The sequence below is a fragment of the Occallatibacter riparius genome (genome assembly GCF_025264625.1).
Lineage (GTDB): Bacteria > Acidobacteriota > Terriglobia > Terriglobales > Acidobacteriaceae > Telmatobacter > Telmatobacter riparius.
In genome coordinates this window covers 5,603,400-5,618,075 of the sequence record NZ_CP093313.1, presented here as the reverse complement: position 1 = coordinate 5,618,075, position 14,676 = coordinate 5,603,400, and the positions used below count along the sequence as shown (strand labels likewise).

Genomic DNA, 14,676 nt, shown 5'->3' with positions numbered 1-14,676 from the left:
TGCCGTATTAATCTGCGCGCTGCGCAGACCAGCCTTGGAGGTACCATGTCGAACGATGCAACGCCGGCTCCCATTGCCCTTACCGAGCACCACATCAAGGTTCTGCTGATCGACGATCAGCGGATTGTGGGAGAGACGATCCGGCGCATGCTCGCGGATATTCCCGGACTCGAATTCAAGTTTTGCTCCGACCCCACAATAGCGTTGCAGGAGGCCGATGCATTCAGCCCCACGGTCATTCTGCAGGACCTGGTGATGCCCGGAGCGGATGGAATCGAGATGGTGCGGGCGTTTCGGGCGAATGCCTCCACTGCTGCTACGCCGCTCATCGTGCTCTCGTCGAAGGAAGAAGCGACCACCAAGGCGGAGGCGTTTGCAGCCGGTGCCAACGATTACCTCGTGAAGCTTCCGGACAAGCTCGAAATTGTTGCGCGCATTCGCTATCACTCCAACGCATACATTCTCCGGCTGGAGCGCGATGAGGCATTCGCGGTTTTGCAAGAGCAGCAGCGCGTGATTGCGCAGGAACTGTCAGAGGCTGCGGCCTATGTGCGGTCGCTGTTGCCGGCTCCCATGCAGGGAGACGTCTCCGTGCCTTCTGACTGGCGCTTCATCACTTCGTCGAGCCTGGGCGGCGATTCGTTCGGCTATCACTGGCTCGCGCCGGATCAATTGGCCATCTATCTGCTCGATGTGTGCGGACACGGCGTAGGCGCGGCGCTGCTTTCCGTTTCGGCGATCAATACGATCCGCAATCACACGCTGCCGGGGACAGACTTCTCGGTGCCGTCGCAGGTGCTGGAAGGATTGAATCGCGCGTTCCCGATGGAGAAGCAGGATGGAAAGTACTTCACCATCTGGTATGGAGTGCTGAACACGGCCACGCGCGAACTGCGCTATGCCTCGGGCGGCCACCCGCCGGCCATCATCGTGTCCGCGGGAGGAGGATTCCAGCGGCTCGATTTGCCTGGTGTGATTATCGGGGCGTTCGAGACGGCGCAGTATAACGACGCATCGGTGACGCTCGATCCGGGATCGAAGCTGTTCGTCTACAGCGACGGTTGCTACGAGGTCTTTCATGCGGAGAACGGCATGATGACACTCGATCAGTTCGGCGGCATTCTTGCGAGTGCGGGAGCCGGGAAGGGCCTCGATCAGATTGTCAATGAGGTGCAGGAGTGGCAGAGCCGGCCGGAGTTCGAAGACGACTTTTCGTTGCTGCAGCTGCAGGTCTAGAGCTCGCTGAGCGCAGCGTCTTCGCGGAGCCATAACGCAAGCTGGCGCAGCAGCCATACATTGCGCTCGAACAGAGTGGTTGCGTAGTGCAGCGCTGAGACATCACTCGCGTGCTCGGGATTATCGAGTCGATAGCGTGCGCGCAGGCGCTCCATGATGCCGCCGCGATCGTCGGTGAGATTCATGAGCAGGTCTACGTCGATCTCGTCTTTCGATGTCAGCGCATCGGATGCGGTAAGGAGGATCGTGTCGAGTGCTTCGACCATGTGGCCCGTCAGCTCTTCTGAGCCGTGGTGCTCCAGGGTAGAGGCGAAAAGAAAGACGTTCTCTTCCAGAGCGCGCAGCGTCTCTTCCTTGCGCTGAAGGGAGATGAGCCGATGCGCAAGCCCCGTCGACATCGGCTGCTTGACCATGGTCTCAAGAAAGTGCGCGATCTCCTCGCCGAGCGTGACGGCGCCGTGGTGCAATGCCTTGAGCGGCCGTGTGCCGTTGCCGCGCACAGCCTGCAGATACGACTCCAGCACGCGCATCACACGCATTTGCTCCAGCGCTACCAGGTCGGGTGCAGTTTCAGGAGAGAGCAGCGCTTCCGGCAGCAGGTACATGGGACGAGAGAGATCCTCTTCCGGCGTAGGCGGCGACCGCCTGGCGAGCCACGCAGGCGCCCACGGCAAGGCGGCGAGCGCGACCACGGCGATGAGCAGGTTCAGCATCAGGTACATGATCGCCATGCGCCCGGAGTTTGTGGGGCTGAGCAGGTCAGCGAACCCGAGCAGCATGCGGGTGCCGGAAAGCCGCTCGATGAGCAGCAGCAGGCCGAGAATCACGCCGGCCGCAACGTTGGTTACGCCCTGATACATGGCGATCTGCCGCGGAATGCCGCGCAGATTGCTGGAAAGAAAATAGGTCGCAATCGCGGTGCCCATGCCCAGGCCCGCCATCGACATCATCGAGGGAAACTCGCCCAGGATTCCGCCGTGATTGATCGTAATGGTGATCGCCGCGGATGCGCTGGAAGAGTGCACCAAGGTGCGCATCAGCATTCCCAGAAAGAACGCCATGTCGGGCCAGTAGTCGAAGAAGCGCCCTACCCCTGCCATGCCCGGCGCTGAGGAGAGGTTCGAGAAGGCGTGTTTCATCGTGTCGAGCCCAAAGAAGACGAGTCCGATCGAGAGCAGGCTTCCGAACGCGGGCTTCCACTTGATGAAGAGATTGAAGGCGATGATCAGTCCGGAGATGCCGACCAGAAACAGGATCGGCAGGTGCAGGTCGACGGCGGCGACAAAGACGAGCGCGGCAGTTCCAATATTCGCGCAGGCCAGTACGACCAGCGCGCGCCGCAGCGGAATGAGTCCGCTGGCAATCATGCCGGAGAGTACGAAGGCCACCACGGACGTGCTCTGCGTGACCACCCCAGCGGCCACTCCCAGAAGTCCGGCGCGTACCGGGTGGTTGGTCGCGCGGCTCAGCAGCACTCGGAAGCGGCGTCCGGTGATCTGGCGCAGATTGTCGGAAATCCCGGCCATTCCCGTGAAGAAGAAGCTCAGCCCGGCCAGGTACAACGCGATCATTTCCATGGTGCGCAGCAGGCCCCTAAGGGATCAGGTCAACGGTCGCAGAGAACGTTCCAACAATAATATAGGGGGATGTGGATGGCAGGTGATCCAGTGATCAGGTTGTCAGGTGATCATGTAGTCAGGTGGTCAAATCGGAACATTCCACACTCGAATCCGCGATCATGATCACCTGACTATCTACTCTGCGGGTGGCGGCGGGGCGGGATGATCCTTGGCGCGAAGGAAGGCCACGAGCTGCGCGATCTCCTCGTCACTGAGCGAGTCGCGGAAGGGCGGCATTTTCTGTCCGCCGTTCAGGATGTGGTCGGTCATCTTGTCGGCCGGCCAGTCCTTGTCAGTTCCAATGTCGGCGAGGGCGGGCGCCTTCTTCGTGCCTTTCAGATCAGCGCCATGGCAAAAGGCGCAGCCTTTGTCGCGGAAGAGCGCCGCGCCGGCTTTGACGTCGGCTGGGGTGTCGGCTGCGAAGGCGGCGGTTGCGGCAAGAAAAAGTAGAGCGGGGAAGAATTTGATACCCGAGTTCACGAAGATATTTTCTCACGGGCCGGGGTATGCGCGTCTCCAACCGCGGATGGAGGCTGCTTCAGCTGAAGCTGAAGGCTGCTCCAGCCGTGTAGGCTGTCAGGGATGGCGCTGCAACCGGGCGGATATTCGAGTGCACTACGGCGAGAGCTGGCGGCGCGCAATCGCGAGTGGGGGCGCACGTGGCCACACGTTGAGAGCTACGGCGACGATCCGGTCGTGGTGTATTGCCCCGTGGACGGCAGCCACGGCAATTTCTATGGACCTGCGTATGAGGCGATCCTCGCGCGGCCGGCGTGGGCGAAGCGGTTGAACAAGGTGCATACCGGTGGCCGCGCACTGCCGCGATGGGCAGACGATCCGAAGCGGAAGTGGTGCGAACTGGACTCCTGCATGAGCTCGGATGCGCTGCTGATGAATATGTTCTGCACGCCCGGAGTGATGGACTCGCCCGCGGTGCGGCGGCTTCTTGGAGTCGAGGATAGCCTGGAGCCGGAGTTCGGGTGGAAAGCGAAGGTGCCGCTGAAGTCCGGTTTGTTCGATCGGACTGAAGTGGACATGCGACTTGGCAATTTGCTGGTCGAGGCTAAGCTCACCGAGGCCGACTTCCAGACCCGGAAAGCGGAAATCGTTGAGGCGTACCGCGACTTCGACATCGTGTTCGACCGCGAGCTTCTTCCGCGCGTAGAAGTGATGACGACCAGGCGGCGCACCGCCGAGGAGTTCTCCGAGGCTTACACGCAGGAGTGGGAGGATACCGATGGGCTTACGGCAGACGAGGTTGGCGAAACGGCGCGGGAGTTTCGTGCGGGGCTGGTGACCGACGCGGAACAGGCCGCGCCGCGAGAGGTGCGATACCGGGGCTATCAGCTTATCCGGAACGTCTTGGCGGCCTATGTCACGAATGCGCGGTTCTGCGTGATCTGCGATGAACGGCGACCGGATTTGATTGAGGCCTGGTTCGCAGTGATGCGGGCGGTGCGCTCGGCCGAGATGCGGACGCGCCTGGCGGCGCTGACCTGGCAGGAATTGGCGGCAGTGGTGCCGGATGGGTTGAGGGTTTTTCTGGCGGCGAAGTATGGGATCGGCGCGCCTGGCCCACCTCTCGGCCTTTGACCGAGAGGTACGCCGGAACCCAAACGTTAGCTCGCAACGATTGCTGTTTCGATGCCCTTCGGGTTGGGACCGTACTGATTCGGGCCGGGCGTGCTGTCGAGGCAGAAGAACACCAGCAGCACCAGGTTGCCGAGGGGCACGAATGCGAGCAGGAGCCACAGGCCGTTCATGCCGATGTCGTGGAGGCGGCGTACTCCGACGGCAATCGTAGGAATGATCGCGGCCAGCCAGTAGAGTGCGCACACACCCCAGAAAATGACGCCCGCTTTGCCCAGCGCAACGGCGGCGACGCACAGGGCGAAGAAGATGATGCAGTTGAACAGTGCGAACATCCAGTATTCGCTGCGGCGCGAGCGCCCGTTGAACTCCGCGAACCTCCTCCAGACCAGCATGTACCAATCCATGGTTTCCTCCGTGGCGTCCGCCGGTTGTCCGCAGTCTGAGCCCTGGCTTGCATGAGTGGAGAGCAGGGTATTGATGCGGAGGGTTTTCGGGGCGCGCCGCCACTATAGCCCAATAAATGCGCAATCTGCCACAGAAAAAGCACACGAATTCCGGCGGCTTACCTGGGCCGCTCAATCAAGAAGAGGTGCGGATCAGCGATGCTTCTTCGGCTTGGGTTGGTTGGCTTTGCCGTCAGGGTGCTCGCGTTTGTGGCGAGCCAGCGCCTTGGCTACGACTTCAGCGGAGAGCGGCGCGTGCGGGCCTGCCTGCAGCACGTCGGACTTTGGGGCTGGATTGGGCGATGTGGGATTGGGCATGGGTGCCTCCCTGTTTGCGCTTGGGAGCACCTCAGCGGAGGTGCTACCCCCGTGCGGGGACAAGTATACCGCCATTCGACGGCCGATGTGCTACTGCGCCGGATCAGAAACCAGCACCCGGTATGTAGGTGTAGTGGATCTTCTGCGGAGCCTTCTTGTCGCCGGTGAGGTCGTGGGTGTGCCACACCACGCTCTCCGCGGCCACCTCAGGATGCTTGCCCAGAAACTGCAGCGCATATTCGCTGGCCGTGGGGTCGTCCTTCTGGTCAGTGAACTTGGCGTTCTCAATTGCCGCGCGAGCCTTGTCGCCGGTGCGGCGGTAGAGAATTGCAAGCTGATAATGCGCGGCCAGATCATCGGGGTCGATGGACTGCAGTTTCTCGTATGCGTCACGCGCCCCAGGGTAGTCGTGCTTCTGGTAGCGCGAGAATCCCAGTTCGCGCCAGCCGTCCTTCGACCGCGGATAGGCGGCCACAACTGCCTCGAGATCGGCGATGGCCTCGTCAACCTGCCCGGCGTTGCGCTCCACTAGCGCGCGATAGTAGAGCGCGCGCGGATCGTTGGGCAGCAGCGTGAGCGCCTTGGCGAGATTCGCCTTGGCGTCGTCGTAGCGCTCCCACGAAATCTCCACCACCGCCATGTTCGTGAAGGCGTCGGCATAATCCGGCCGCAGCGCAGCAACACGCTCAAACGCGTGGACCGACGCTGCGTACTGCTGGGCATCCAGCAACGCAATGCCGTAGTTGTTCCACCGCATCCATTCCTTGTTTTCATCCGGCCCCGGCTGCACGGGCGGATTGTCGCCAACGTACAGCGTGCGGGTCTCGGTGGCGATCTCCATCACCGGCATTGGATATTTCTTGCTGCCTGGCATGGTGGGATCATCGGCCATTGCGTAGTCCACGAAGTGCTGGTTGAAGCGACGATACTTCACCGTCGCAGTGATGGTGTATTTTCCCTTGGCGTTCTTCGGCAGTCGGAAGCGATAGCGCGCAAGCTGCGAGCGGCCCGACTGAATGCTGTTGTTGTAGGCCAGCACGCGATTGTGCCAGATCTGGTGAATATCGTTCAGCTCGCCCTTGGTATTGATCAGGCGGTTGGTGAACGAGTGCGCCGAGGGATCGAGCTCTCCGTCGGGCTTGATGAAGCCGGACTCGGCGAGCACTTTGCCCGCTTCATCCTTCACAACAAAGTCGACCCACGACTCGTAGAAGTCGCGCTGCTCCGGCACCAGCGAGTGGGCGATACCCTTGTTCTGGATGACGACATCGGCTGTGAGCGTCTCTCCGGGGGCGATGGCGAAGTGCGTCAGGCCGAGCGGAGCGATCTCCACGTTGTCAGTCGAAGTGGCGGCAGCGTTTTCCTTCTCAAGTCCGAAGATGTCGACGTTGAGCACGCCTTTGCCGTCAGGACCATTGCGGAGGAAATCCGCCAGCTTCTTCGCTTGCTCGTCGTAGTGGTAGTAGGCCGGCATGAGGCTGTTGCCACCCAGCCAGCGATGCGAGGCAAACCTCCCGTCTTTGGCGCCGGGATCTTCCGCGGCCTCGTCGTTCTTCGGCATGTGGCAGGTCTGACACTGTGAAACGGAATCCTTGCGGTAGAAGGGAAGCGGCGACTGCTTCGTAAAGCTGGCGCCCTGCCACTCGTCATAGACGCTGAAGGCGCGCAGAAACTTGTAGTCATCGAGCGCCGTTGGAATGGCCGCCTTGTGGCAGGCTGCGCAGAACTCGGCGGTCTTGTAGAGTGGCCGCATCACAGCCTTGGAGTGGCGGTCGAGATGCGCGAGAATCTCCGCATCCGAAACCTGCCGCGTCACGGGCTCGCCCTTCTCATCCACCAGCACCGCCGGAATGCCCATCACGTAACTGCCGGTTCCCGTCGCGTCCGTTGATTGAATCGAATGGCACGTCGAGCAGGTGATGCCCTCATCCTCAAAGGGGCGCTTCTTCGGCATGCCTTGCGTCAGGTCGCCGGAGAGCAGAGCGACCGGGTTATGGCAGCCCTCGCAATGCCGGGAGAACTGCACGCCCTTCTCGTCGATCAGCATGTTGACGTTCTTCAGGTACCACGGTGCGCGGAAGGAATTCGAGTGCACCGACTCGCGCCACTGGTGGTAAGCGGCTTTGTGGCAGTGGCCGCAGTACTCGGCCGTCGGAAAGCTCTTGGGCGAAATAAACTGCCCGTTGGCCGACATCGCATTCGACGGCAGGAAGGGGGACTCCTTGCCGAAGGCGTAGTTGTATTTCGCAGCGACGGTGTTGTGGAACTGGGTGGTCGGCCCGGTGATCTTGATGTTCGCGGTATATGCAGCCCCGGCGGTGGAGGGTGCATCGCCCGCGGGCGCGGCAGCCGAAGTGTTGTCGCCGGGACCGGAAGCTGCAAGGACGGCGTAAGTGACCGTAAGGCTAAACGCTACAACAATAACGGTCAAAATCGCGCGGCGAAGAACGGTCCTGGACATGATGAAGAATAATCTCCCCGGATATATGGGCCCGCCGGCCGTTGAACTTGCAATCTAGACCGGAGGACACCAAAAAAGGTAGCAGGCGCAGGGGTACCCCTGTCTCCACCGAAGGGTTGAGAAAGGCAGGGAACCGGGTTCCGCCTGGCGTTCACAAGGCCAGGATCCTGGTAGCCATCCGGCTCCACGTATCCGTCAGCGACAGGCTCGTCGACGCAATATATGCGACGATCCAGATCGCGTATCCACCTGCGAACCAGAGATCGAATTTACGGGTCATCCCCTGTCGGAACAGCAAAAGGAGCGCGCCGAGGCAGAAGGCCGGCCCAAACAAGCCCACCCACCCCGAATGGCCAAACACCGGGTAAAGCATCGGAACGCGAGCCGTGGCGCCCGGAAGAATAGCCAGTCCGGTCAGCAGCATCATCGGCCGGTGGATCCCCGGCTTCTTCCGCATCACGATTCCGGTGGTGAGGAAGGCTGTAAACATCGCCATCTCCATGAACATCGCCAGCAGGAACCGCGGATATTCCATGTTGAAAAACACGAAGCCGGGCGTGAGCTGAACCGATCGGACGGCGACCAGCGTACCCGAACCCGCGACTGCAATGCCGACGGCGATGGCCGACCATCCCAGGGTCATGTGCAACTTGCGATTCCGAACCGCGATCAGCAACGACTGCGCCAGGAACAGCACGAACCAGGCTGTGATCGCGATGCCGTGGACCGCCACAATCCAGAAGATTGAAGGATCAATCGCACTGCCATCGAAATGGGTACGGTGCAGGAAGAACGGATGGAAGCCGGCCAGCAACAACAGGAGAAAGACAGCCGCAGACCCGCTATAGAAGAACCTGTCGATCCTCACGTATTCCCCTCGTGCAATAGAAATGGACAATGCCGACAAAGGCCCAATGACAGGGGGAGAAGGCTGGAGGAGATAAAGTGTCGCTATCCTAGCACGCCCCTCATGCGGGTGGCAGCGAAAAACGAGACGTGCCCTAGCCCTGTGTCACAGAGCCCCGGACGCACTCCGTGCTAACCTCGCCACGAGTCTCCCGGACCAAGGTAATAGGTGAATCGACTGAACCCGCAGCGCACGACTTTTATCGCGGTCATCATCTTCGTCGCCACGTGCGCGGCAGCCGCGCAAACTCCGCCCTTGTACGATCCGACGGCCGCGCAGAAGACGCCGACGCCGCTGGGCCCGTCGAATCCGGTGGTGCGGGATGGGCTGTTCAGCATTGATGTTGTTGCGTCCGACAAGGCGGGGAAACCTGTTTCGACCCTCTCGCCACTTGATTTCACGCTGTTCGACAACGACAGGCCGGTGAAGATCCGCACGCTGCACAGTTCTACGGCGCAGTCCGAACCGCCGCCCGAGCTGATTTTGGTTCTCGATGCCATTAATCTCTCGCCCCAGCAGGTTACGGACGCTGCGAGTGCCATCGAGGATTTCCTCCACCGCAACAATGGCTTCCTCGATTCCGAATGCTTTCTCTACCGGCTTACGCGAGACGGGTTGTTCTCCTCCTTGAGGTCCACGGTGAACGGGAACCTTCTGGCAAACGAACTGGAACAGAAGAGACCTCAGTTCGCCATGTGGGCTGCCGATCCTCTCAACCCCTTCGACGGCGGATGGATCTCGGGAATGCCGCAGAATCAGCTCTCCGTGCGTACCCTGGGCTCCGTTGCCATCCACCAGCGAGAGATCCCGGGCCGCAAAATCATGGTCTGGATCGGCCCCGGTTGGCCGGTGAATGGAGGCTATAACAGCTTCTACGACTTCGTGGAACTCTCCACCCGCCTGCGCGAAGCGCGCATAACCGTGGATAGCATCAACGTAGGGCTCGACGCGCTCAGTCGCCCCGACGTCGAAGCGCCGCGATCGCAAAAGGATATGCAGCCGGCCAAAATGGCTTTGCAGGCGATCGTGAAGCAAACCGGAGGCCTGGAGCTCGATTCATCAGGCGATCTGGCCCGCGATATCGAGGCCTGCGTAGAAAAAGAGCGAAGCTTCTACACCCTCACCTTCAATCCGCCGCGCACCTCAACCATGGACGAGTACCACAGCCTGCGAGTCGAGATCGCCGGAGATGGCCTCACCATCCGCGCTCCTCTTGGCTATTACAACCAGCCCGTCTATTTCGACAATCCTCGGCCGGGCGTCGAGAAGGTCACGGTCGCGCAGGTTGAAGAGCTGGTGCATGCGCATTCGGGTCTGCTGCACAAGCTGCAGAATCTCGAACTCGTAGAACGCCTGAGCACGCCTCGGCTCGATGTGCTGTTGAAGGCGATCCATAGCGAAAAAGAACGCCAGGCGCTCACGGCGGCTGCCGACCTGTCGCTAGCGCTTCCGCCGCCTGCCGATGAAATCGCGAATCGACCGGTGCCACCACTGTCGGAGCAGCGCGCTATCCTCGCGCGAACCATCGACTACCTGGTCAATGTAATTCCCAAGCTGCCCGACTTCTACGCGCTGCGCAACACGGTCCGCTTTGAAGAGCCCGAGGAGCGCGACAACGAGAGCTGGAAGTTGCCACACCAGGATCCGACTCTCCACTTCGCCAGCGGAGAGCACGCCACAGTCCTTTATCGAAACGGGAACGAGGAGGTCGACAAAAAGCAGAAGCTCAACAAGCGTCAGGTCAATCGCGGCTCGCGGGTACGCGATCTTCAGACCTGGGGCACCTTTGGCCCGATCCTCAGCTTCGTCCTCAAGGCCGCTGCCACTACTCCAAGCACTATCCAGTGGAAGCGGTGGGAGCACGGCCAGCACGGCGAGGTCGCGGTGTTCTCGTACCGCGCCATCACCGCGAATGTTGCTCCCGAACTCACCTTCTGCTGCCTTCCCCAGGCGGGCGGTACGATCCTCTATCGCAACAAGGCTGACACCTACGGCGAATTCTCGGTCGACCCCGAGACCGGCTCCATCCTGCGCATCACGATCAATGGCGATCTCGATGAAGAACGGGACCCCGACGTGCCCATCATCCGTTCGCAGATCATGGTCGAATATGGCCCGCAGGTGCTGGGCGGCAACACCTATATATGTCCACAGCGCAGCGTCGACATATCGCGCGGCCGCTCGCTGCGCCGGATGCACGAGTGGGGCATGGTCTTCAGCCAGTACGGCTACTTCGAAACCATGATTAACGACATGAGCTTTGGCGGATACCACAAGTTCGGATCGGAGTCGCGCATCCTGCCCGGATTCGAACCGACCGAGTAAGCGCGCCAAGTCAGGCGGCAAGCGGTTTGATGGCTCGCGCATGAAGGCACCGCAACGCCCTCAATCATTCGAGACCCTGAAATTGCTCAGATTCCAGGGATTCTGAAAGGTCTCTATCTCGACCTGCTGCTTCTTCTTGTTCACCGTCAAACTGCATGCCGGCAGCACCCTGCCAGAGCCCTTGCCGTCGGGCGTAAGGGTCAACTCCATGGCGCCGACGTTGTAATTCTCCGAACGGGTACTCTGATAGATTTCTGCGAACGCGAGGTTGCGGTCAGTCACCAGCCGGAATCGACGTCCTTTATCGGACGGCAACTCGATGATGAACTTGACGTCGTTACCGACGCCCCCGCTGGAGAATCTGATACGGCCCTTGGGCTTCATGTCCTCGAGAGCTTTTACTAGACCGTCCTGGCCTGACTTTTTGAACGCGTCGATCAACGTCTGCTTATCGTCGGGAGTAGAAAACTGCTCAATGTAGATGGTTACGTCGACCATCTTGCCCAGTTGCGTGCTCGTCCCCGAGGCCGTCGCCTGGATCGTCATGCGTTCCTTGTTCTGAGCGGTTGCGCCCATCCCCATCAACAAAAGGAGAAGGGAACTCATCAGAAAACTACGGAGTAAGGTGTTCCTATTTCGCATCTGTTCTCCTTTGCGTCGTCCAGGCGTGTGAGCGGTGTGTGCAAGTGGCCAGACGAGACGCACCCCTTTTTGCCTGTACCGGCCCTGAATCATGCTGCTTGGTCCCCTAACACCGTCGCGTGACCTCCCGCAGCCGTCAACTGGCAATCGTGCCAGCGATTGCGCCGGGAGCCCTGATCCGTCTGCACGGTTCATTTCAGAACCTGAACTCCCCACAATCCACCGCGGCCAATGAGGCCTAGTGCGGCGATGCTGAATGCTTGGCTTGCGCGTTCTTCGTGGCCTGGACGGCGATGTCGTAATCGTCCGGCACCTCAACCACGCCATTCTTGGAAACGTAGTCAGCGTACGCATCCGACATCGACTTGACGCGATCCGGCTCGTCCGCCGCAATGTCCTTCAGCTCCATCGGATCGGTCTGCAGGTTGTAGAGGTGCCACTTGCGATCGCCATACGGCGGAATGTTGCGCGCCAGTTTATAGCCGCCCTGGTAGACGGCGGCCCCACCCGACAGCTCCTGCGAGATCGATACGTCGCTCGGATACACCTGTTGGGACGTGCCCGTGAGCAGCCCAGCCATGCTTCTGCCGGAAAGCGGCGCGGAGTTAGAAGACGGCTGCACTCCGGCGAATTCCAGCAACGTGGGCACAACGTCCACCACGCTCGCAAACGCATCCGTTCTCTGTCCCGCCGGAATGGACTTGGGATAAGAGATGAGCAACGGCGCGCGCACCCCGCCTTCTCCCGCCGACGATTTGAAATTCGAAAACGGCGTCATCGAAACCATGGCCCACGCTGGCCCGTATTCAACAAAACTGGTCTTCTGGCCCATGTGCTCATAGGTCATATTGAAGTTCTTGGCGTAGTAATCCGGGTAGTGGTCCATGAGTTCATGGGCCTCCCCGCCGTTGTCGCTCATAAAGATCACGATGGTGTTGTCGAGTACGCCCTTCTGCTTCAAATGGTCGAGCACACGCCCAATGCTCATGTCCATGTATTCGAGCATTCCCGCATAGACGGCCATGCGCTTGGCGTCCATGCGCCGTTCGTCTTCCGGCATCGAATTCCAGTCGGGAATGATCTTGGGTGTCACCAGAGTCAGGCCGGCCGGTGAAATGCCCATATCAACCTGCCGTTGGTAGCGTATGCTCCTGAGCTTTGACCAGCCTGCCTGGTAAGTCGCGAGATAGCGGTCGGTGTACTCCGCTGGAACCTGGAGCGGCATGTGCACCGCCTGAAACGCGAGATAAGCGAAGAACGGCTTGCCGTCAGACGAGCCGTCGTCGATCCAGCCCAGCATCTTGTCGGTGTATGAGCGGCTGGAGTAGAAGTCAGGCGGCAGCTCCGCTTCTTTCAGCCCATCGAAGAAATGCGGAGGCGTCGTGTAATTCGGGCTATAGGACTTCTTCTCGTAGTTGTCCGCGCCCCCCTCGGCAAGCACGAACGACTGCTCGAAACCCTGCGAAGCGGGCAGCGTTTCCGGCGTGTATCCCAGGTGCCACTTGCCCGCCATATAGGTGTGGTAGCCGGCCTTCTGCAGCAATGAGGCCATAGTGACCGCGCGGCCGTTCAGCTTTCCTTCATAGCCGGGCTTGCCGCGCTGATTATCTGCGAGTAGCTCGACCATGTTGCCGAGGCCGACCACGTGATTGTCCACGCCAGTCATCAGCATGCTGCGCGTCGGTGCGCACATTGAGCCCACGTGGAAGTTGAGGAACTGATACCCGCGGCTTGCCAGCCGATTGATGTTCGGGGTAAAGATCTCGCCACCATATGCGCCGGCATCCGACCAGCCCATATCGTCGGCGACGACCAGCAGGATGTTGGGCCGCTTGTCCTGCGCGCTCAACGCTATCTGGCAAACCAGGAACCCAAAGGCCACGACAGCCAGACGGAACAGCCCGCGTGGGTTTTTGCAAGGTAGCGAAGATCTGGAACAGGTACTGAAAAAATGATCACTAACCATGACGCGTACTCCTCGAACCTTTCTTCATTGGTTGGCGGACGAAGCGCCGGAACCGGCCGTGGAATGCAGGCTCATTTCCGGCTTGGGGATGCGGAACGTGTAACTGCCGCCGAAGGCGAAGGTGCGGCCTTCCACACGGGCTAATGCGCGGTACTCGGGTTCGAATTTGAAGTAGAAGATCACGTTTTTGGCTGGCACGATGAAGTTCGCCTGAAGTCCCAGCGCGTGCGCCGAGTAGTAAGGCACCGTGCGCGCCGGCACGCCGCTCGCCAGCACTCCGGAGTTGCTCGAAGTCTGCCACTGGTCGTAACCCACCATGCCCACCTGCATGAGCTTTTTAAGCTGCTTGTCCAGCGGGAGCACCTGCCCCAACCCCCACTCCATCGTGAAGGTCTGTCCCGGCGTCTCTTGGAAGCGGTCTGAAGTCACCTTCGATCCGTGCACTTCCCAATCGGTGAAGAGGCTTGCGGAGGTCCCCTTGTTCTTCGTCAAATACGCCGTAGTGCCCGACAGCACCTGGTTCCCCCAGTAGCCCGAGCCGATGTTGTCACTTGCGCCGGGGCTGTACCGGCCGGTCGGGGCAACAAAGCCGTCGCCCACCCAGACGTCCGCGCGCGGCAGCTTCCAACTGAGGGTGAGCGGTTGAATAAAGATGTCGGCGATTCCGAAACCACCTGCCTGCAGGCCCAGGTTCTCCTCCGTCACCGAGCCATTGGCGGCCGTTGGGGCGATCGCGAGCAGAACCCAGTTGCCGCCCAGCAGCTTCTTATCCGGTTTGTAGAAGAACAGGTTCTCGACCGCCCACAAGTTGTAAGAGCCAGTGGAGGCCGTGACGTCTCCGTTTGCGTCTTTGAGCTGCTCGGCGAAGTAGTTGACGCTGATGTTCGCGTAGCTGACGCCCGGCTCGGGCATCACGCCCGCATTCAGGCCAAACTGTCCGGGCAGATATTGCCCTTTCTGCTGGGCTGATCCGGGTAAAAGAAGAGTCAGGGAAAGAAACAGCAAGGCTGTGCAAGCACGGCCGTTAACGTGCATGGGTTCGATTCTCTCCGTGGAATTGATATCCGCCTGAGCCCGGGGCCGATTGGGGGGTGTAGCGTGAACCTATTTGGCGCAGGCATGACATCGCTACTGGTAGAAGTTCCAGATGCGCGACGACTGCTGGA

At 60.5% G+C, this 14,676-nt stretch carries 12 protein-coding genes; 3 read left to right on the top strand and 9 right to left on the bottom strand.

The window, feature by feature from the left end; genetic code table 11:
- Window positions 1–45 precede the first annotated feature (45 nt).
- Window positions 46–1,236, top strand: a complete 1,191-nt coding sequence (locus tag MOP44_RS23015; protein ID WP_260792749.1) for a PP2C family protein-serine/threonine phosphatase — start codon at window positions 46–48, stop codon at window positions 1,234–1,236.
- Here MOP44_RS23015 and MOP44_RS23010 read toward each other — a convergent pair.
- Entirely contained in the window at window positions 1,233–2,813 is a 1,581-nt protein-coding gene (locus tag MOP44_RS23010; RefSeq protein ID WP_260792748.1) for a Na/Pi symporter, read from the bottom strand. The two genes, MOP44_RS23015 and MOP44_RS23010, sit on opposite strands and share 4 nt — an antisense overlap.
- 177 nt (window positions 2,814–2,990) lie before the next feature.
- Window positions 2,991–3,335, bottom strand: coding sequence for a c-type cytochrome (locus tag MOP44_RS23005; protein ID WP_260792747.1), 345 nt, complete (start codon window positions 3,333–3,335; stop codon window positions 2,991–2,993).
- Between the two features lie 102 nt (window positions 3,336–3,437).
- Between MOP44_RS23005 and MOP44_RS23000 the strand changes: the two genes are divergently transcribed.
- Window positions 3,438–4,448 carry a PGN_0703 family putative restriction endonuclease gene (locus tag MOP44_RS23000; protein ID WP_260792746.1) on the top strand — a complete coding sequence of 337 codons (1,011 nt, stop codon included), beginning with the start codon at window positions 3,438–3,440 and terminating at the stop codon, window positions 4,446–4,448.
- Between the two features lie 26 nt (window positions 4,449–4,474).
- On the opposite strand, the gene MOP44_RS22995 is transcribed toward MOP44_RS23000, so the two are convergent.
- From MOP44_RS22995 to MOP44_RS22980, 4 genes are all read right to left on the bottom strand, one after another.
- On the bottom strand, window positions 4,475–4,852 hold the full coding sequence (locus MOP44_RS22995; RefSeq protein WP_260792745.1) for a DUF805 domain-containing protein: 378 nt from the start codon (window positions 4,850–4,852) through the stop codon (window positions 4,475–4,477).
- A gap of 192 nt (window positions 4,853–5,044) precedes the next feature.
- A complete protein-coding gene (locus tag MOP44_RS22990) occupies window positions 5,045–5,209 on the bottom strand; it encodes a hypothetical protein (protein WP_260792744.1) in 165 nt (54 codons plus the stop codon).
- 103 nt (window positions 5,210–5,312) lie between these two features.
- Window positions 5,313–7,670 carry a tetratricopeptide repeat protein gene (locus MOP44_RS22985; protein WP_260792743.1) on the bottom strand — a complete coding sequence of 786 codons (2,358 nt, stop codon included), beginning with the start codon at window positions 7,668–7,670 and terminating at the stop codon, window positions 5,313–5,315.
- A gap of 151 nt (window positions 7,671–7,821) precedes the next feature.
- A complete protein-coding gene (locus tag MOP44_RS22980; protein ID WP_260792742.1) occupies window positions 7,822–8,538 on the bottom strand; it encodes a hypothetical protein in 717 nt (238 codons plus the stop codon).
- A gap of 207 nt (window positions 8,539–8,745) precedes the next feature.
- Here MOP44_RS22980 and MOP44_RS22975 point away from each other — a divergent pair, with 207 nt between their 5' ends.
- Window positions 8,746–10,902 carry a VWA domain-containing protein gene (locus tag MOP44_RS22975; protein ID WP_260792741.1) on the top strand — a complete coding sequence of 719 codons (2,157 nt, stop codon included), beginning with the start codon at window positions 8,746–8,748 and terminating at the stop codon, window positions 10,900–10,902.
- A gap of 60 nt (window positions 10,903–10,962) precedes the next feature.
- On the opposite strand, the gene MOP44_RS22970 is transcribed toward MOP44_RS22975, so the two are convergent.
- The 3 genes from MOP44_RS22970 to MOP44_RS22960 form a co-directional block, all read right to left on the bottom strand.
- Window positions 10,963–11,508: a hypothetical protein gene (locus tag MOP44_RS22970; protein WP_260792740.1), complete on the bottom strand. Its 546-nt coding sequence runs from the start codon at window positions 11,506–11,508 to the stop codon at window positions 10,963–10,965.
- 274 nt (window positions 11,509–11,782) lie between these two features.
- Window positions 11,783–13,426 (bottom strand): arylsulfatase, encoded by a 1,644-nt coding sequence (locus MOP44_RS22965; protein WP_260792739.1) that lies wholly within the window; start codon window positions 13,424–13,426, stop codon window positions 11,783–11,785.
- Window positions 13,427–13,534: 108 nt separating this feature from the next.
- A complete protein-coding gene (locus MOP44_RS22960) occupies window positions 13,535–14,545 on the bottom strand; it encodes a SphA family protein (RefSeq protein ID WP_260792738.1) in 1,011 nt (336 codons plus the stop codon).
- Window positions 14,546–14,676: the final 131 nt, after the last annotated feature.

Excerpts from the sequence above, each read along its gene's own strand:
- MOP44_RS22990 (WP_260792744.1), bottom strand. The coding sequence starts at position 5,209 with ATGCCCAATCCCACATCGCCCAATCCAGCCCCAAAGTCCGACGTGCTG.
- MOP44_RS23010 (WP_260792748.1), bottom strand. The coding sequence starts at position 2,813 with ATGGAAATGATCGCGTTGTACCTGGCCGGGCTGAGCTTCTTCTTCACG.
- MOP44_RS23015 (WP_260792749.1), top strand. The coding sequence starts at position 46 with ATGTCGAACGATGCAACGCCGGCTCCCATTGCCCTTACCGAGCACCAC.
- MOP44_RS22970 (WP_260792740.1), bottom strand. The coding sequence starts at position 11,508 with ATGAGTTCCCTTCTCCTTTTGTTGATGGGGATGGGCGCAACCGCTCAG.
- MOP44_RS23000 (WP_260792746.1), top strand. The coding sequence starts at position 3,438 with ATGGCGCTGCAACCGGGCGGATATTCGAGTGCACTACGGCGAGAGCTG.
- MOP44_RS22985 (WP_260792743.1), bottom strand. The coding sequence starts at position 7,670 with ATGTCCAGGACCGTTCTTCGCCGCGCGATTTTGACCGTTATTGTTGTA.
- MOP44_RS22960 (WP_260792738.1), bottom strand. The coding sequence starts at position 14,545 with ATGCACGTTAACGGCCGTGCTTGCACAGCCTTGCTGTTTCTTTCCCTG.
- MOP44_RS22995 (WP_260792745.1), bottom strand. The coding sequence starts at position 4,852 with ATGGATTGGTACATGCTGGTCTGGAGGAGGTTCGCGGAGTTCAACGGG.